Source organism: Cronobacter sakazakii, from assembly GCF_000982825.1.
Lineage (GTDB): Bacteria > Pseudomonadota > Gammaproteobacteria > Enterobacterales > Enterobacteriaceae > Cronobacter > Cronobacter sakazakii.
This window is the reverse complement of the sequence record NZ_CP011047.1, coordinates 2,492,948-2,509,242: the sequence shown is the minus strand read 5'-3', so window position 1 is coordinate 2,509,242 and position 16,295 is coordinate 2,492,948. Positions and strand designations below refer to the sequence as shown.

18 protein-coding genes are annotated in these 16,295 nt (G+C 58.9%); 9 read left to right on the top strand and 9 right to left on the bottom strand.

Going from position 1 to position 16,295, the window contains the following annotated elements:
• Nucleotides 1–25: 25 nt before the first annotated feature.
• Nucleotides 26–937 carry a glycine betaine ABC transporter substrate-binding protein OsmF gene (gene osmF, locus CSK29544_RS12000; RefSeq protein ID WP_171965330.1) on the bottom strand — a complete coding sequence of 304 codons (912 nt, stop codon included), beginning with the start codon at nt 935–937 and terminating at the stop codon, nt 26–28.
• A gap of 153 nt (nt 938–1,090) precedes the next feature.
• Nucleotides 1,091–3,388 carry a beta-glucosidase BglX gene (gene bglX / locus CSK29544_RS11995; RefSeq protein ID WP_004387798.1) on the bottom strand — a complete coding sequence of 766 codons (2,298 nt, stop codon included), beginning with the start codon at nt 3,386–3,388 and terminating at the stop codon, nt 1,091–1,093.
• A 193-nt stretch (nt 3,389–3,581) separates the two neighbouring features.
• On the opposite strand from bglX, the gene dld reads away from it, so the two are divergent.
• The gene (gene dld / locus CSK29544_RS11990) at nt 3,582–5,333 is read left to right on the top strand and encodes a D-lactate dehydrogenase (protein ID WP_007899552.1); all 1,752 of its coding nucleotides are present in this window, start codon (nt 3,582–3,584) and stop codon (nt 5,331–5,333) included.
• 92 nt (nt 5,334–5,425) lie between these two features.
• Entirely contained in the window at nt 5,426–5,980 is a 555-nt protein-coding gene (locus tag CSK29544_RS11985) for a GNAT family N-acetyltransferase (protein WP_015386497.1), read from the top strand.
• A gap of 1 nt (nt 5,981) precedes the next feature.
• Here the strand turns inward: CSK29544_RS11985 and pbpG are convergent, their stop codons facing one another.
• The gene (gene pbpG, locus CSK29544_RS11980) at nt 5,982–6,914 is read right to left on the bottom strand and encodes a D-alanyl-D-alanine endopeptidase (protein ID WP_007869351.1); all 933 of its coding nucleotides are present in this window, start codon (nt 6,912–6,914) and stop codon (nt 5,982–5,984) included.
• Between the two features lie 166 nt (nt 6,915–7,080).
• A complete protein-coding gene (locus tag CSK29544_RS11975) occupies nt 7,081–7,668 on the bottom strand; it encodes a Yip1 family protein (RefSeq protein WP_007776512.1) in 588 nt (195 codons plus the stop codon).
• 182 nt (nt 7,669–7,850) lie between these two features.
• Between CSK29544_RS11975 and CSK29544_RS11970 the strand changes: the two genes are divergently transcribed.
• Nucleotides 7,851–8,417, top strand: a complete 567-nt coding sequence (locus CSK29544_RS11970) for a DedA family protein (protein ID WP_007899550.1) — start codon at nt 7,851–7,853, stop codon at nt 8,415–8,417.
• On the opposite strand, the gene CSK29544_RS11965 is transcribed toward CSK29544_RS11970, so the two are convergent.
• Nucleotides 8,414–9,187, bottom strand: coding sequence for an SDR family oxidoreductase (locus tag CSK29544_RS11965; protein ID WP_007899548.1), 774 nt, complete (start codon nt 9,185–9,187; stop codon nt 8,414–8,416). The two genes, CSK29544_RS11970 and CSK29544_RS11965, sit on opposite strands and share 4 nt — an antisense overlap.
• Nucleotides 9,188–9,359: 172 nt before the next feature.
• Between CSK29544_RS11965 and yohP the strand changes: the two genes are divergently transcribed.
• Entirely contained in the window at nt 9,360–9,443 is an 84-nt protein-coding gene (gene yohP, locus CSK29544_RS22915) for a small membrane protein YohP (protein ID WP_000691708.1), read from the top strand.
• Between the two features lie 36 nt (nt 9,444–9,479).
• Here the strand turns inward: yohP and CSK29544_RS11960 are convergent, their stop codons facing one another.
• A complete protein-coding gene (locus CSK29544_RS11960; RefSeq protein ID WP_007899546.1) occupies nt 9,480–10,439 on the bottom strand; it encodes an MBL fold metallo-hydrolase in 960 nt (319 codons plus the stop codon).
• A 72-nt stretch (nt 10,440–10,511) separates the two neighbouring features.
• Between CSK29544_RS11960 and CSK29544_RS11955 the strand changes: the two genes are divergently transcribed.
• Nucleotides 10,512–11,435, top strand: a complete 924-nt coding sequence (locus CSK29544_RS11955; protein WP_007899542.1) for a LysR family transcriptional regulator — start codon at nt 10,512–10,514, stop codon at nt 11,433–11,435.
• A 2-nt stretch (nt 11,436–11,437) separates the two neighbouring features.
• On the opposite strand, the gene dusC is transcribed toward CSK29544_RS11955, so the two are convergent.
• The 3 genes from dusC to CSK29544_RS11940 all read right to left on the bottom strand — a co-directional run bounded on the left by dusC (nt 11,438) and on the right by CSK29544_RS11940 (nt 13,090).
• Nucleotides 11,438–12,370, bottom strand: a complete 933-nt coding sequence (gene dusC, locus CSK29544_RS11950) for a tRNA dihydrouridine(16) synthase DusC (protein WP_007899538.1) — start codon at nt 12,368–12,370, stop codon at nt 11,438–11,440.
• Nucleotides 12,371–12,442: 72 nt separating this feature from the next.
• Nucleotides 12,443–12,742 carry a helix-turn-helix domain-containing protein gene (locus CSK29544_RS11945; protein ID WP_007776551.1) on the bottom strand — a complete coding sequence of 100 codons (300 nt, stop codon included), beginning with the start codon at nt 12,740–12,742 and terminating at the stop codon, nt 12,443–12,445.
• On the bottom strand, nt 12,743–13,090 hold the full coding sequence (locus tag CSK29544_RS11940; protein ID WP_004387788.1) for a type II toxin-antitoxin system RelE/ParE family toxin: 348 nt from the start codon (nt 13,088–13,090) through the stop codon (nt 12,743–12,745).
• Between the two features lie 252 nt (nt 13,091–13,342).
• Here CSK29544_RS11940 and CSK29544_RS11935 point away from each other — a divergent pair, with 252 nt between their 5' ends.
• The 4 genes from CSK29544_RS11935 to sanA all read left to right on the top strand — a co-directional run bounded on the left by CSK29544_RS11935 (nt 13,343) and on the right by sanA (nt 16,288).
• On the top strand, nt 13,343–13,744 hold the full coding sequence (locus CSK29544_RS11935) for a CidA/LrgA family protein (RefSeq protein ID WP_007869367.1): 402 nt from the start codon (nt 13,343–13,345) through the stop codon (nt 13,742–13,744).
• The gene (locus tag CSK29544_RS11930; protein WP_007899537.1) at nt 13,741–14,436 is read left to right on the top strand and encodes a CidB/LrgB family autolysis modulator; all 696 of its coding nucleotides are present in this window, start codon (nt 13,741–13,743) and stop codon (nt 14,434–14,436) included. Before CSK29544_RS11935 ends, CSK29544_RS11930 begins: the two co-directional genes overlap by 4 nt.
• A 129-nt stretch (nt 14,437–14,565) precedes the next feature.
• Complete coding sequence (gene cdd, locus CSK29544_RS11925) at nt 14,566–15,450, top strand: cytidine deaminase (RefSeq protein WP_029039355.1); 885 nt, start codon at nt 14,566–14,568, stop codon at nt 15,448–15,450.
• Nucleotides 15,451–15,574: 124 nt separating this feature from the next.
• A complete protein-coding gene (gene sanA, locus CSK29544_RS11920) occupies nt 15,575–16,288 on the top strand; it encodes an outer membrane permeability protein SanA (protein ID WP_004387784.1) in 714 nt (237 codons plus the stop codon).
• Nucleotides 16,289–16,295: the final 7 nt, after the last annotated feature.

Genomic DNA, 16,295 nt, shown 5'->3' with positions numbered 1-16,295 from the left:
TATCCCGAGGCAAACGCCGGTGGCGTTATTTCACCAGTCCTTTTTCTTTGAGCCACTGCGACGCCACTTTACCGGCATCCAGCCCTTCTACCGCGATCTGCGCGTTCAGCTCCTGAAGCGTTTTCTCATCCAGCGCCTTAAAGACCGGCTCAAACCACTGCGGCATATCCGGGTACGCTTTCAGCACCGCTTCGCGCACGACCGGCGCGGGCGCGTAAACCGGCTGCACGCCTTTCGGATCGGTGAGCGTTTGCAGGCCGAGCGCCGCCACCGGGCCATCGGTGCCATAAGCCATCGCGGCGTTAACGCCGGAGGTCTGCTGGGCCGCCGCTTTGATAGTCACCGCGGTATCACCACCCGCGAGCGACAGCATCTGGTCCTGGTTAAGCTTAAACTGGTAGGCTTTTTCAAAGGCCGGCAGCGCGTCCGGGCGCTCGATAAACTCCGCCGACGCGGCGAGTTTGAACGTCCCGCCCTCTTTCAGATAGCGGCTAAGGTCGGCAAGCGAGGTTAGCTTGTTTTTCTGCGCCAGATCCTGACGCACCGCGATGGTCCAGGTGTTGTTCGCCGCCGCTGGCGTCAGCCAGATAAGCTTGTTCTGTTCGGCGTCGAGCTTTTTGACTTTCTCATAGCCCTGCTGCGCGTTTTTCCACGCAGGAGAGTTCTCCTGCTTAAAGAAAAACGCCCCGTTGCCGGTGTATTCCGGGTAGATATCCAGCTCACCGGAGGTGATCGCCCCGCGCACGACCGGCGTGGTGCCCAGCTGGATTTTGTTGACCGTTTTCACGCCGTGGCTTTCCAGCACCTGCAAAATCACGTTGCCAAGCAGCGCGCCTTCGGTGTCGATTTTCGAGCCCACTTTCACCGGCTCGGCCGCCTGCGCGCCTGCCGCCAGCAGTACCAGGCCTGCCGCGCTCCAGAGTTTTAGCCTCATGATTTTCCTCTTTTATCCGCTTCGCTAAGGGCTTAAGAGAAAAGCGTAGTTGATAAATCTCAGGGGGAAAGGGAAAAGACGGGAAATGGCATTTTTTAACGGGCAATGGCCATAAAAAAGGGCCGGTCTCCCGGCCCTCTGACGATCGACACCCGCTTACAGCAGTTCAAATTCGCCCTGCTTCACGCGGACGGAATCCAGCCCGATGAAGACGTTGAATTTGCCAGGCTCCGCGTCATATTTCATACGCTGGTTCCAGAATTTCAGCGCGTCGATATCGATCGGGAAGCTGACGGTCTGGCTTTCGCCCGGTTTCAGCGTGATTTTCTCAAAGCCGCGCAGCTGTTTTACCGGACGGCTCATAGAGGCCGTGACGTCCTGGAGATACATCTGCACTGCAGTCGCGCCTTCGCGTTTGCCGGTGTTGGTCACCGTTACGCTGGCGGTCACTTTGCCGTCACGCTTCATGGTCGGCGCGGAGAGCTTCACGTCGGAAACGCTGAACGTGGTGTAGCTCAGGCCGTAGCCGAACGGATAGAGCGGGCCGTTGGCTTCGTCAAAGTAGCGCGAGGTGTATTTGTTCGGTTTTTCCGGGTTGTACGGACGGCCCGTGTTGAGGTGGCTGTAGTACACCGGGATCTGCCCGACCGAGCGCGGGAAGGAAATCGGCAGCTTGCCTGACGGGTTGTAGTCGCCAAACAGCACGTCGGCGATGGCGTTACCGCCTTCGGTTCCGGCAAACCAGGTTTCCAGAATCGCATCGGCCTGCTGATCTTCTTTCACCAGCGCCAGCGGACGACCGTTCATCAGCACCAGCACCAGCGGTTTGCCGGTCGCTTTCAGCGCGCTGATAAGGTCACGCTGGCTCTGCGGAATGGTGAGATCGGTACGGCTGGATGCCTCATGCGCCATGCCCTGCGCTTCGCCCACGACCGCCACGACCACGTCAGACTGCTTCGCGACGTTTACCGCCTCGTCGATCATCGCTTTCGGCGTGCGTTTATCCACCACCACTGCCGGCTCGTAGAGATTCAGGAAGTCAACGATGCCCTTATCGTCAGTGACATTAGCGCCTTTGGCGTAGAGGATTTTGGCCTTATCGCCCGCGACGTTTTTCATGCCCTGCAGCAGCGTGACGGACTGATCGGCCACACCTGCGGCAGACCAGCTGCCCATCATGTCGCGCTTGCTGTCAGCGAGCGGCCCCACCACCGCGATGGTGCCGGATTTTTTCAGCGGCAGCGTCTCCAGGCGGTTTTTCAGCAGCACCAGGCTTTCGCGCGCCACTTTACGCGCGTCGTCGCGGTGCAGGCGGCTTTCAGCGTTGGTGTCTTTCGGATCGGAGTCTTTCGGTCCCAGATGGCTGTACGGATCGTTAAACAGCCCCATGTCATATTTGACGTTCAGCACGTGACGCGTAGCGTCGTCGAGCTCTGCCATGGTGACTTTGCCGCTTTTGATAAGATTCGGCAGGTATTTGCTGTAGTACTCATCCGCCATACTCATATCGACGCCGGATTTAATCGCCACGCGCACCGCGTCTTCCGGATCGGACGCCGTACCGTGTTTAATCAGCTCTTTAATCGCGCCGTGGTCAGAAATGGTGATGCCTTTAAAGCCCCAGTCGCCGCGCAGCAAGTCTTTCAGCAGCCAGCCGTCGGATGCCGCTGGCGTGCCGTTCAGGGAGTTGAGCGCAATCATCACGCCGCCGCTGCCTGCGTCGAGCGCCTCTTTGTAAGGCGGCATGTAGTCGTTGAAGAGACGCTGAGAGCTCATATCGACGGTGTTGTACTCTTTACCGCCCTCCACCGCGCCGTAAGCGGCGAAGTGTTTCACGCTGGTCATCACCGAATAGCGGTCCGCCGGGCTTTTGCCCTGCATCGACTCGACCATCGTTTTGCCCATCATGCTGGTGAGATAGGTATCTTCACCGAACCCTTCCGAGCCGCGGCCCCAGCGCGGGTCGCGCGTGACGTCGACCATCGGCGCCCAGGTCATGTTAAGACCGTCGTCAGCGGCTTCATACGCCGACACGCGGCCCACGGTTTTTACCGCGTCGAGGTTAAACGAGGAGGCAAGCCCGAGGCTGTTCGGGAAAATGGTGCGCTGGCCATGCAGCACGTCGTAGGCGAAAAACAGCGGAATTTTCAGGCGGCTTAACTGCATCACCTGATCCTGCATCGCGCGGATATCCGGGCGGGTAACGGTGTTGAAAATCGCGCCGACCTGACCTTCTTTGATCATGTCCCGAATCGCTTCTTTCGGGTTATCCGGCCCGACGCTAATCAGACGCAGCTGGCCGATTTTCTCATCGACAGTCATTTTTTTGAGTAAATCGGTGACAAACGCATCCCGCGCTTCGGGCGTCAGAGGATGCTCGCCAAATGGTTCAGACGCCAGGGCCGGTTGCAGCGCAAGGCTCACGGCCATACCCACAGAACAAAGCCATTTCATAGGATTAACTCTCTTTTAGACGCAGCCGCAACGTTGCCGCCACAAAGAATAAGGTGTGCAGTGTGCCATAAGCCTTAGCAGGGAAGAAGCCAAACGCAAGTTTATACGCTGATTTTTCAACCTTTTCGGACTCGTCGCGAAATTCGCGGCTATGCTTAGAGACGTGCGTTTTCTCTGCCACAAGGAGTGGAACATGATCCTGACACCAACCTCCGGTAACCATGAGGTTATCGCGGAGCTGACCCGCATTATCGGCGCCAGCCATCTTCTCACCGACCCGGCCAAAACCGCCCGTTACCGCAAAGGCTTTCGCTCAGGCCAGGGCGAAGCGCTGGCCGTCGTTTTTCCCGGCACGCTGCTGGAATTATGGCGCGTACTGGAAGTTTGTGTCGCCGCCGACAAAATCATTCTGATGCAGGCGGCTAACACCGGCCTGACGGAAGGCTCGACGCCGAATGGCAACGACTACGATCGCGACATTATCATCATCAGCACGCTGCGCCTCGATAAGCTGCACCTGCTGGATAACGGCGAGCAGATCCTCGCATACCCCGGCACCACGCTCTGGCAGCTGGAGCGCGCGCTCAAGCCGCTTGGCCGCGAGCCGCACTCGGTGATTGGCTCCTCCTGCATCGGCGCGTCGGTGATGGGCGGCATCTGTAATAACTCCGGCGGCGCGCTGGTGCATCGCGGCCCCGCCTATACCGAAATGGCGCTGTTCGCGCAGATAGACGACACCGGGCGGCTGCGTCTGGTGAACCATCTGGGCATCGATCTCGGCCAGACGCCGGAGCAGATCCTGGGCCGCCTTGACGATGACCGCATTGATCCGACCGCCGTGCGCCACGACGAACGCCAGGCCTCCGACCGTCATTATATTGAGCGCGTGCGCGACATCGAGGCCGACAGCCCGGCGCGCTACAACGCCAACCCGGAGCGGCTCTTTGAAGCCTCCGGCTGCGCCGGTAAGCTCGCGGTGTTCGCGGTGCGTCTTGATACCTTCGAAGCCGAAAAACGCCAGGAGGTGTTTTATATCGGCACCAATCAGCCTGACGTACTGACCCACATCCGCCGCCATATTCTTGCAAATTTTCAAAGCCTGCCGGTCGCCGGTGAATATATGCACCGCGATATCTACGATATCGCCGAGCGCTACGGGAAAGATACGTTCCTGATGATCAACAAGCTCGGCACCGACAAAATGCCGTTCTTCTTCACGGCGAAAGGCCGCACCGACGCCTGGCTTGAGAAAGTGCCGTTTGTTAAACCGCACTTTACTGACCGCGTGATGCAAAAACTGGGCGGGTTATTCCCCGGTCATTTGCCGCCGCGCATGAAAAGCTGGCGCGATAAATATGAGCACCATCTGCTGCTGAAAATGGCGGGCGACGGCATTGAAGAAGCGCGCAGCTGGCTGACGAGCTTCTTTAAAGAGGCCGAAGGCGACTTCTTCGCCTGTACGGCGGAAGAAGGCAGCAAAGCGTTTCTGCACCGCTTTGCGGCGGCGGGCGCGGCGGTGCGTTATCACGCGGTTCACGCTGACGAGGTGGAAGATATTCTGGCGCTGGATATCGCCCTGCGGCGCAACGACACCGAGTGGTTCGAGCGTCTGCCGCCGGAAATTGACAGCAAGCTGGTGCACAAGCTCTATTACGGCCACTTCTTCTGCCATGTGTTCCATCAGGATTACATCGTTAAAAAAGGCGTGGATGTGCATGCGCTGAAAGAAGAGATGCTGGCGCTGCTGCGCGAGCGCGGCGCGCAATACCCGGCGGAGCATAACGTCGGCCATCTCTACGAAGCGCCGGAGAGCTTAAAACAATTTTATAAGGCCAATGACCCGACCAACAGCATGAACCCCGGTATTGGTAAAACCTCAAAGCAGAAATACTGGGGTGAACCGGATGGGATCGCACAAACGCCAGGGGAGCAGACCGCCCGCTGATTCTGGCAGGCTGTTTTCTTTTTAAGCACAGGCATAATATATCCTCCATGCCGCCGGAGCCCTCCGGCGGCATGTCTTTTGAGGATACAGGTATGGCTGTTGTGGAAAATCTCACGGCATCAAAAGCCGCGATTCGTGACGTTACGCCGGGGGATATCGACGCCATTCGCGCCATTTATGGCTGGCATGTCGAACACGGCCGCGCCTCCTTTGAAGAAACGCCCCCGACGCTTGATGAGATGACCGCGCGCGTTAATGCCGTCACCGCGCAGGGCTTACCCTGGCTTGTGGCGGAGATGGACGGCATTGTGGTCGGCTACTGTTACGCCTCGCCCTGGCGTGCGCGCCCTGCGTATCGCTATACCCTCGAAGAATCGATTTATATCGACGCCAGCATGGTCGGGCGCGGTATCGGCAGCCGTCTGTTACAGGCGCTTATCGAGCGCTGCGAGCAAGGCCCGTGGCGTCAGCTGATGGCGGTGATTGGCGATGGCGAGAATAATCGCGGCTCGACGCGTCTGCACCGGCTGCTGGGGTTTGAAGTGGTGGGAAGTTTGCGCAGCGTCGGGTTTAAATTCGGCGGCTGGCGCGACACGCTGATTATGCAGCGTCCGCTCAACCAGGGAGACTGGACGCTGCCGGAATAGCTTACTCGACGCTGTTGTTCGCCATTTGCGCCGCTTTCTGGCGCTTATAGCTCAACGCCGCCTCAGGCACCGGTTGTACCTTACCGGTTTCAAGCCAGGTGCGCAGGCGGCTGGCGTCGGCAAAGTGGGTATATTTGCCGAAGGCGTCCATCACCACCAGCGTCACCGGACGGTTTTTAATCAGCGTGCGCATCATCAGGCAGTGCCCCGCCGCGTTAGTAAAGCCGGTTTTGGTCAACTGGATATTCCAGTTATCGCGGTAAACCAGATGGTTGGTATTACGGAACGGCAGCGTGTACGTCGGGTTCGAAAACGTCGCCATCTCTTCACGCGTGGTGCTGAGCTGGCCAATCAGCGGATACTGTTTGGTCGCGATTAACAGCTTCGTGAGATCGCGAGCGGTCGAGACGTTGTGGATGGAAAGCCCTGTCGGCTCCACAAAATGCGTATTGCGCATGCCGAGCGCTTTCGCTTTGGCGTTCATGGCGCGGATAAACGCGTCGTAGCCGCCCGGATAGTGATGCGCAAGACTTGCCGCCGCGCGGTTTTCCGACGACATCAGCGCCAGCAGCAGCATATTTTTACGGCTGATCTGGCTGTTTAAACGCACCCGCGAATAGATCCCTTTCATCTCCGGCGTATGACTGATATCCACCGTCAGCATCTCATCCAGCGGCAGGCTGGCGTCGAGCACCACCATCGCGGTCATCACTTTGGTAATTGACGCTATCGGACGCACCAGATCCGGGTGGCTTGAGAACAGCACTTCATTGGTGCGCAGATCGACTATCATGGCGCTGCCTGAGGCAATTTGCGGCTCAGCGGCGGCAAGCGGCGATGCGGCAGCTTTCGCGGCGGCCAGCGCCGGAGTGGAAAGCGGCGCGGCCAGCAGCAGCGCGAGACTTAACAGGGAAAGACGAATTTTTGTCGGCATGGCGAAAGTTCGGAAAAGAATTCACGCGCGTAATTAAACGCACCGCCACCAACGGTGAAAGCTATTGGTGGCTGGCGCGGGCATGATACTCCGGCCTTCGCGTTTCCCGCTACAGAAGATTCAGCGCCGGGCGCGGCACCGCCGGTTTTTACACCGGCGGCATACGTCAGAAGAGACGATAACCGTAACCCCACAGCAGCACGGTCAGCGCCAGCAACACCTCCAGCAGCAGCACGCCGATGGCGAGCGTCGAGCCGGAAAAGCGCAGCCCTTCTTCCTGATTAATATTGAGAAACGCCGGAATGCCGACATACAGCAGATAACCGGTGTAGAGCAGCGCGAGCGTCCCCACCAGCGCGCAGAGCCACACCAGCGGATAGAGCGCCACCACGCCGCTTAAAAAGAGCGGCGTCGCCACATAGCCCGCGAACACCATACAACCGGCGAGCGACGGACGACGCGGATAATCACGCGCCATCCACCAGATAACCCGCCCCATCACCGCGACGCCTGCCAGCATCAGCGCATAAAACAGTACCGCCAGATAAAAACCGGTAAAGAGCGACAGCTTCACGACGTTGCCGTCGCCGAAATCCCAGCCAATCTGGGTGGTGCCGATAAACGCGCACAGCACGGGAATGGCCGCCATGATGAGTACGTGGTGGGTATAGTGATGCGTCACGGTTTCGTTTTCGTGGCGAATCACCTGCATTTCACGGAAAGGATGGGACAAAAGCCCCCAGACATGGTTCATAACGCCCCCTGACTCAGACCGCCCGGAACGGGTACTGTAAGTATAATTCAGGCCTGTAGATTAAAAAGTAAACAGCACAAAAACAGGTAGTCCGTTGAACGCGCAGGGCGCGGCGGGCGCGTTATACTTTCGGTTTCGCGCGTGGCGCGAAGAAAGCCTGACAAACGGGAGTAGTGGAATTCATGGATATCAATAACCTGATTGAGCAGTACGGTTATGTGACATTGCTGGTGGGCAGCCTTGCCGAAGGGGAAACCGTCACGCTGCTGGGCGGCGTGGCCGCACATGAAGGGCTGCTGCGCTTTCCGCTGGTGGTGCTGGTGGTGGCACTCGGCGGCATGATTGGCGACCAGGCGCTGTATCTGGTGGGCCGCCGGTTCGGCACCCGGGCGCTGGCGCGGTTTTCCGGCAAGCAGAAGCAGATAGCCCGCGCGCAGGCGCTTATCCAGCGCCATCCGGCGTGGTTTGTGATTGGCACCCGCTTTATGTACGGTTTTCGCATCATCGGCCCGCTGCTCATCGGCGCGAGTCATGTCCCGCCAAAGCTCTTTGTGCCGCTGAATATTCTCGGGGCGCTGGCCTGGGCGACGCTCTTTACCACGCTTGGTTACGTGGGCGGCCAGGTGATAGAGCCGTGGCTGCATCGCCTCGATCATCATCTGAAACAGCTGGTGTGGGTCGTACTGGCGGTGGGTATTGTGCTGCTGCTGCGCTGGCTGTGGCGCAAACGCAGCAGCAGAGAGGATTAAGCCTTCGGCTTAAACTGCGGGTTAGCGAGCGTAAACCCGCCGTCGATGATAAACGACTGACCGGTGGTATAGGTGGCCCCCTCCGAGCAGAGCCACGCGACGATGCTGGCTATCTCATCGGTTTCGCCGGGGCGTGCCATCGGGATATTCGGCATCGAGCCGGGTTTCGCATCGCCCTCGTCCATGTCGTTCATCGGCGTGGCGATAGCGCCAGGCGCGACGGCGTTCACCAGAATGTTATGCTCCACCAGCTCCAGCGCCATCGATTTGGTCAGCCCGCCGAGCGCGTGTTTGGCCGCGGTGTAGGCGCTCGCCTCCGGCAGCGGCGTGTGTTCATGCACCGAGGTGATATTCACAATGCGCCCGCCCTGCCCCTGTTTCACCATCGCTTTGGCCGCGATTTGCGAGCAGAGAAACGCGCCGTCCACATCCACCGTCTGAATGCTGCGCCACTCGTCGAACGTCATCTCCAGAAACGGCTTTTTGATCATCGCGCCCGCGTTATTCACCAGCGCGTCGATACGCCCGAAGCGGTCGATAAGCGCCTGAATGGCGTTCGCGCCCTCCGGCAGATGGCTGAGGTTAAGCTGGATAAGTTCAGCGCGCCGTCCCAGGCTTTCCACTTCCTGCGCGGTCTCCTTCGCGCCTTTATCGTCACTGTGCCAGGTAATGCCGATATCGAACCCTTGCCTTGCGAGAAATACCGCACACTTCTTGCCGATGCCTGAATCTGACGCGGTGACGATCGCCACTTTGGTTGCAGAACTCATGGTGCCTCCGGGAGTTGCGTTAAAGTGTTAAGTATAGCGAGGCCTGAAAAATCAGCGCCCGGCGGGCGAAAACGCTCCCCTCACTTTTTTCTGCCGCCTTCGCAGGAGCTTCTATACTGGTAATTACCTTCATGGATCAACGAGATCCCGCAAAGACAATAAGGAGTAAGTGATGAAAATCATTCTGTGGGCGGTACTGATTATTTTTCTGATTGGGCTGTTAGTGGTGACGGGCGTATTTAAAATGATCTTCTGATCTACCGGGCGCCGCCTGTCCGCGGCGCCCTTTACCTTACTTCGCGCCGTGGCTGCTGTAGTTGACCGGCACCCAGCGATACCCGTCTCCCTGCGCTTTTATCTTGCCGATACCCGGAAACGCGATATGCGCCGAGGCCACCCAGGCGTTGCTCTGCGCCGCCATTTTCAGCGTTTTCTCCCGCATGGCCACCGCCTCGTCCTGATTGACATCAAAATGAATCGCCACTTTCGGCTGCGGCATCTGCACCGCTTTCACATGGATAATATCGCCCCACAGTAAAAGCGTTTCACCGCCGCGGGTCACTTTGTAAATCACACTGCCGGGCGTGTGGCCGGGCGCGGGCAGTGCTTCAATGTCGGGCATGATTTGCGCGGGCGCGTGGAACGCCTTCATCTTTCCGGCGCTGATGACCGGGCGCAGCGACTGCTCCGATTCCGCAAACGTATGGCGCTGGCTGGCTTCGACTTCCTTTTCATGCGCCGGGTTGAGCCAGAAATCGAGGTCGCGCTGATCCACCCGCACGGTGGCGTTCGGGAAGACCGGTTTACCGTCGCGCTGCACGCCGCCGGAGTGATCGGCGTGAATGTGCGTCAGCAGGACCGTGTCGATTTGCGACGGGTCGATACCGGCGGCACGCAGATTTTCCGGCAGATGACCGCCATTATTGCCCAGCAGCGCGCCCGCGCCGCTGTCCACCAGGATGAGTTTATCACCAGTGTTAATGACGTAGGCATTAATGGAGGTTTCGACCTGCGGCGTCAGCGCGTCATCGGCGAGGCGCGTTTTGAGAGCGTCAGGCGTGATGCGGGTCAGGAGTTTGTCGGCGGGAATGGTCACGGTGCCGTCAGAGACAGCCGTTATCTGCCAGTCGCCGAGCATCATGCGGTAATAGCCGGGCGCCTGCGCGCTGTTAACAGGCAATGGCGCAGCGCCAAGCGGCGCGGCCAGCGCGAAAGTGAAAAGCGCCAGTAAGGTTGCGGCAGTTTTCATCATCGTCCTCCAGTTGATTTGACTTGCTGAAGTATCCACGCCGCACTAGTATCACTCCAATTGATTGGAGCCATAATGACTATCAAAGAAAACGATTTCCGCAAAATCGATCTCAACCTGCTCATCGCGTTTGCGGTGCTGTTTCGCGAGCAGAGCGTGTCGCTCGCGGCCGATAAACTGCATCTCGGGCAGCCCGCGGTCAGCGGCGCGCTCGCGCGCCTGCGCGATATGTTCGATGACCCGCTGTTTATTCGCAGCGGCCACCGGATGCAGCCGACCGCGCGCGCCGTCGCTCTGCATGGCGAGCTGATGCCGCTGCTGGAGCAGCTTCAGTCAGCGCTGTTCCAGCAGGCTGAATTTCACCCGCAGCAGGCGAGCGCCACCATTACGCTTGGCATGACCGACTGGGTGGAGATGTGGCTGATGCCGCAACTGATCCCGGCGCTGCGCGAAGCCGCGCCCGGCGTGCGGCTTAACGTGGTGGCAAGCTCGCCGTTTAGCGATCCGCGCCGTCTGGAGGAAGGCGAGCTGGATATGGCGATAAGCGTGGCGCAGGCCGGGCCGCGCTGGCAGGAGCGCGAGGTGTTAGTGAGCATGCCGTTTGTGACGCTCTGGCACCCGTCGCAGCTCAGCCTCACCGCCCCGCTGACGCTTGAGGATTACGTGCGAGAACCGCACCTGATGGTGACCTACCGCGAAGCGACTAGCAGCCTGATTGATACGCTACTGGCACGCCAGGGAGCGCGCCGCAGCGTTTGCTACACCACGCCGCACTTCGCGGGCCTGCCGGGACTTCTGATGCAGATGCCCGCGCTCGCGACCGTGCCCGCGGGGCTGTGTGATATGTGGCAAACGGCCTGGGGGCTTTCGGCAAGCCCGGTGCCGCTCGACGTGCCGCCGTTTGAAGTGGCGCTGCTGTGGCATCAGCGCCATAACAGCGATCCGGCGTTGATGTGGTTACGCGGATTTATTCAGCGGCTGATAGCGAACGGCGAATAACCTCAGTGGCGGTTGATGGCGTCAGCGATGGCCGCCGAAGTGGTTAACGCGCGGATTTCGCTGAAGAGTTCCGTCGCCTCGGCGTACTCTTTACGCAAATAACCGAGCCACTGCTTGATACGCGCCACGTGGTACATGCCCGTATCGCCCTGTTTCTCAAGCCGGGTGTACTGTTGCAGCAGTTGCACCACGTCCGGCCAGGGCATACGCGGCTCGTTATATTTAATCACGCGGCTTAAATTCGGCACGTTGAGCGCGCCGCGGCCAATCATCACCGCGTCGCAGCCCGTTTCCGCCATGCACGCCTGCGCGCTGGCGTAATCCCAGATTTCACCGTTGGCGATAACCGGAATCGTCAACCGCTCGCGAATTTCGCCAATCGCCGCCCAGTTAATGCGCTCCGCTTTATAGCCATCTTCTTTGGTGCGCCCGTGTACCACCAGCTCCGTCGCGCCCGCCTGCTGGACGGCATCGGCGATCTCGAAACGCCGCGCGCCGCTGTCCCAGCCGAGACGAATTTTCACCGTGACCGGCAGATGCGCAGGTACGGCTTCGCGCATCGCTTTCGCGCCGCGATAGATAAGATCAGGGTCTTTGAGCAGCGTGGCACCGCCGCCGCTGCCGTTCACAAGCTTCGACGGGCAGCCGCAGTTGAGATCAACGCCCCAGGAGCCCAGCTCCACCGCGCGGGCGGCGTTTTCGGCAAGCCATTGCGGGTGCTGACCGAGCAGTTGCACACGCACCCGCGTGCCGGACGGCGTGCGGCTCTCGTGGTGGAGTTCCGGGCAAAGTTTATAGAACGATTTTACCGGCAGGAGGCTGTCCACCACGCGCAGAAATTCGGTGATGCAGAGATCGTAATCATTTACCCCGGTGAGCAGTTCGCGCACCAGAGAGTCAAGCACGCCTTCCATCGGCGCCAGTAAAACACGCATAACGCTACCCGCTAAAAAAAGAGGCGCTATGGTAGCGCCTAGCCGCCGTGAAAGGAATGCGCGAGCGCTGGCTCAGAGCGTAAAACCGAAACGCTGGCCGTCCGGCAGCTCGACATCCAGCCGCACCGTGCCGCCCAGGGCTTCGACATAGCGCTTAAGCGTTGAGATTTTCATCTCGTTGCCGCGCTGTTCGATAGCCGCGACTGACGGCTGGGCGATACCCATCTGGCGCGCCATCTCGGTTTGCGACACGCTGAGCGCCTCGCGCAGCGCATACAGGTGGGTTTCCAGCAGCAGCTGCGCCGTTTTCTCTTCGATGCGTGCGCGGGCCTCCGGGGTCTGCGCCGCCAGCACTTCATCAAACGTCTTCATCTATACCTCCCGGTGGTTCAGATAGTGGCTAAACAGTTTGTCAGCGACGCGCAGCATGACCCGGTAAAACCGCTTTTCATCGCCCTTTTTCTGTGCCGCGCACAGCACAATCGCATAGCGGTGCGGATCAAAAGCGTAAAAGGCGCGTATGGGCCGCCCGGCGTGCTGAACCCGTAATTCCTTCATACCCGCGTGACGCGAGCCTTTGAGCGTATCGGCATACGGACGCCCGAGGTGCGGACCTTTGATTTTTAAAAGCCCCAGCGCGGCCAGCACATCTTCCTGCAACGGCTGCGGCTGTCTCGCGAGCCAGCATTCAAACTCGTGAGTAAGGTAAATAGTCCACATGGCGCTCCTCCCTGTTCGTTAGCGACTACCGTGAACGGCAAGGAGCGTTTTATAGATTGTAATCTATAGCTTCAACAGGATCATTACTGGTTTGCGTAACGGTGCGCAAAAAATTTTTGCGGCCATGAAAGGCGCGTTGTGAACCTGAGCGGCGGCTCGAAAGTTTAGGTATGCTGAGTTGGCTCCTGTGATCGGTAGCACAGTTTTCATTTTAATTGTATGATGAATGCGTTCGGTTTAAAGGTGACCCCTATGAGCACAATGCTGACTTCTCTCTGGCAACTGGTACGCGCGTTTGTTTTGATTTACGCCTGCCTTTACGCAGGCATCGCGATTGCCGCGCTGCTGCCGATTACGATACCTGGCAGCATCATCGGCATGCTGATTCTTTTTGTGCTGCTGGCGTTTCAGATCCTGCCCGCGAAATGGGTACAGCCCGCCTGTAATCTGCTGATCCGCTATATGGCGCTGCTGTTCGTGCCGGTGGGTATTGGCGTGATGCAATATTTCGACGTGTTGCAGGCGCAGTTTGGCCCGGTGGTCGTCTCCTGTTTTATCAGCACGCTGGTGGTATTTATGGTGGTGAGCTGGAGCGCGCATCTGGCGCACGGCGAGCGCAAAGTGGTAGGCCAGGAAAGGAGCCATGAGAAATGATTCAGAATATCTGGTGGTCGCTGCCGCTGACGCTGCTGGTGTTCTTCGCCGCCCGCAAGCTTGCTGCGCGGCTAAAAAGTCCACTGCTTAATCCGCTGCTGGTCTGCATGGTGGTGCTGATCCCGTTTCTGATGCTGAGCCACATTCCTTATGAGCGCTATTTTCAGGGCAGCCGCATTCTGAATGATTTGCTGCAACCCGCCGTGGTGGCGCTGGCGTTCCCGCTCTATGAACAGCTGCACCAGATCCGCGCGCGCTGGAAGTCGATTATCACGATTTGCTTTGCAGGCAGCGTGGTGGCGATGGTCACCGGCACTTCTGTTGCGCTGCTGATGGGCGCAAGCCCGGAAATCGCGGCGTCCGTCCTGCCGAAATCGGTCACCACGCCGATCGCCATGGCCGTGGGCGGAAGCCTCGGCGGCATTCCGGCTATCAGCGCCGTATGCGTGATTTTCGTCGGGATTCTCGGTGCGGTGTTTGGCCATACGCTGCTGAATATGATGCGGATAAAAACCAAATCCGCGCGCGGGCTCGCGATGGGCACGGCTTCGCACGCCCTCGGGACGGCGCGCTGTGCGGAGCTGGACTATCAGGAAGGCGCGTTCAGTTCGCTGGCGCTGGTGATTTGCGGGATTATTACGTCGCTGGTCGCCCCGTTCCTGTTCCCGCTTATTCTCGCGATATGGCGCTAAAACTTGCGATACGTCGCGCATTTTCATTCTAAATTTCATTTGTTGCATAGCCAGCGAGATCTAAATCACATATAAAGCCTCAGGAGCGCCGTAAACTATTTTTCCTGTTACTTCTTTTGAGGCTTTGCCATGCACCCACGTTTTGAAACTGCCTTTGCACAGCTGCCGGCGGCACTGCAAGCCGCTCTGGCTCCATGGATTGCTGATGTTCATTTTCCGGCGATGCTGAGCGCCGAACAGGTCGCTGACGTTCGCCGTCAGAGCGGGCTGGACGATGACGCGCTGGCGTTTGCGCTGCTGCCGTTAGCCGCCGCCTGCGCGCAAACGGAGATCTCGCACTTTAATGTGGGCGCGGTGGCCCGTGGCCTTAGCGGCAATCTCTATTTCGGCGGCAATATGGAGTTTCGCGGCGCGGCGATGCAGCAGACGATTCACGCCGAGCAGAGCGCCATCACCCACGCCTGGATGCGCGGCGAAACCGGCCTTGCGGCGATTACCGTTAACTACACGCCGTGCGGCCACTGCCGTCAGTTTATGAATGAGCTTAACAGCGGGCTGACGCTTCGCATTAACCTGCCTGGACGCGCGCCTTCACAGCTTGGCGATTACCTGCCGGACGCGTTCGGCCCGCGCGATCTCGATATCAAAACGCTGATTTTCGATACGGAAAATCATGGCTATGCGCTGAAAGGCGACGCGCTGACGCAGGCCGCGATTGCGGCAGCCAACCGCAGCCATGCGCCGTACAGCCAGTCCCCTTCCGGATTGGCCATTGAAACCCGCGATGGTGAAATCTTTACCGGCAGTTATGCCGAGAACGCGGCGTTCAACCCTTCCCTCCCGCCGCTGCAGGCCGCGCTGAATCTGATGAGCCTGAACGGTTACGCGTGGGCGGATATTAAGCGCGTCGCGCTTGCCGAACGTGACGACGCGACGATTGTTCAGCGGGACGCCACCGCCGCGACGCTGAAGGCGCTTGGCTTCACGAATCTCGAACTCGTTACGCTTGCCTGAAATAACGCTGCGGGCGTTCTGCCCGCAGCGGCGAAAAATGCTTCAACCGGTCGTTCGATTCTTGCTCTTGCCCGGCGGGTAAAGTAGCCTTGAATCTCTTTTCTGATTGCTTCGAGCTGCCTGAATGTTAAAGCGTTTGTTATACAGCCTGCTGGCCCTGATTGGCGTACTGCTGTTAACGGCGCTGCTCCTTGACCGCTGGATCAGCTGGAAAACCGCGCCTTACGTCTATGACGAGCTACAGGATTTACCGTGGCGTCAGGTGGGCGTGGTGCTCGGCACCGCCAAATATTATCGCACCGGCGTGATTAACCAGTATTACCGCTACCGCATTCAGGGCGCGCTGAACGCGTATAACAGCGGCAAGGTGAATTACCTGCTGTTGAGCGGCGATAATGCCCAGCAGAGCTATAACGAGCCGATGACGATGCGCAAGGATTTGATTGCCGCAGGCGTCGATCCGGCGGATATCGTGCTGGATTACGCGGGTTTCCGCACGCTCGACTCTATCGTGCGCACCCGCCGTGTGTTCGATACCAACGATTTCATCATTATCACCCAGCGTTTCCATTGCGAGCGCGCGCTGTTTATCGCGCTGCATATGGGCATCCAGGCGCAGTGTTACGCCGTGCCGTCGCCAAAAAATATGTTGTCGGTGCGCGTGCGTGAGTTTGGCGCGCGTTTAGGGGCGCTGGCGGATCTTTATATTTTTAAGCGTGAACCGCGTTTCCTCGGCCCGCTGGTGCCCATCCCCGCCCTTAGCGAAGTGCCTGACGACGCGCAGGGTTACCCTGCCGTGACGCCCGAGCAGATGCTGGAATTGCAGAAAAAGAAGTAAGCGTCGC

Coding starts and splice junctions, on each gene's coding strand:
- CSK29544_RS11975 (WP_007776512.1), bottom strand. CDS start 7,668: ATGAACCATGTCTGGGGGCTTTTGTCCCATCCTTTCCGTGAAATGCAG.
- CSK29544_RS11965 (WP_007899548.1), bottom strand. CDS start 9,187: ATGAGTTCTGCAACCAAAGTGGCGATCGTCACCGCGTCAGATTCAGGC.
- CSK29544_RS11945 (WP_007776551.1), bottom strand. CDS start 12,742: ATGAAGACGTTTGATGAAGTGCTGGCGGCGCAGACCCCGGAGGCCCGC.
- yohP (WP_000691708.1), top strand. CDS start 9,360: ATGAAAATCATTCTGTGGGCGGTACTGATTATTTTTCTGATTGGGCTG.
- CSK29544_RS11935 (WP_007869367.1), top strand. CDS start 13,343: ATGAGCACAATGCTGACTTCTCTCTGGCAACTGGTACGCGCGTTTGTT.
- CSK29544_RS11960 (WP_007899546.1), bottom strand. CDS start 10,439: ATGATGAAAACTGCCGCAACCTTACTGGCGCTTTTCACTTTCGCGCTG.
- pbpG (WP_007869351.1), bottom strand. CDS start 6,914: ATGCCGACAAAAATTCGTCTTTCCCTGTTAAGTCTCGCGCTGCTGCTG.
- bglX (WP_004387798.1), bottom strand. CDS start 3,388: ATGAAATGGCTTTGTTCTGTGGGTATGGCCGTGAGCCTTGCGCTGCAA.
- CSK29544_RS11955 (WP_007899542.1), top strand. CDS start 10,512: ATGACTATCAAAGAAAACGATTTCCGCAAAATCGATCTCAACCTGCTC.
- dld (WP_007899552.1), top strand. CDS start 3,582: ATGATCCTGACACCAACCTCCGGTAACCATGAGGTTATCGCGGAGCTG.
- CSK29544_RS11930 (WP_007899537.1), top strand. CDS start 13,741: ATGATTCAGAATATCTGGTGGTCGCTGCCGCTGACGCTGCTGGTGTTC.
- sanA (WP_004387784.1), top strand. CDS start 15,575: ATGTTAAAGCGTTTGTTATACAGCCTGCTGGCCCTGATTGGCGTACTG.
- CSK29544_RS11970 (WP_007899550.1), top strand. CDS start 7,851: ATGGATATCAATAACCTGATTGAGCAGTACGGTTATGTGACATTGCTG.
- cdd (WP_029039355.1), top strand. CDS start 14,566: ATGCACCCACGTTTTGAAACTGCCTTTGCACAGCTGCCGGCGGCACTG.
- CSK29544_RS11985 (WP_015386497.1), top strand. CDS start 5,426: ATGGCTGTTGTGGAAAATCTCACGGCATCAAAAGCCGCGATTCGTGAC.
- dusC (WP_007899538.1), bottom strand. CDS start 12,370: ATGCGTGTTTTACTGGCGCCGATGGAAGGCGTGCTTGACTCTCTGGTG.
- CSK29544_RS11940 (WP_004387788.1), bottom strand. CDS start 13,090: ATGTGGACTATTTACCTTACTCACGAGTTTGAATGCTGGCTCGCGAGA.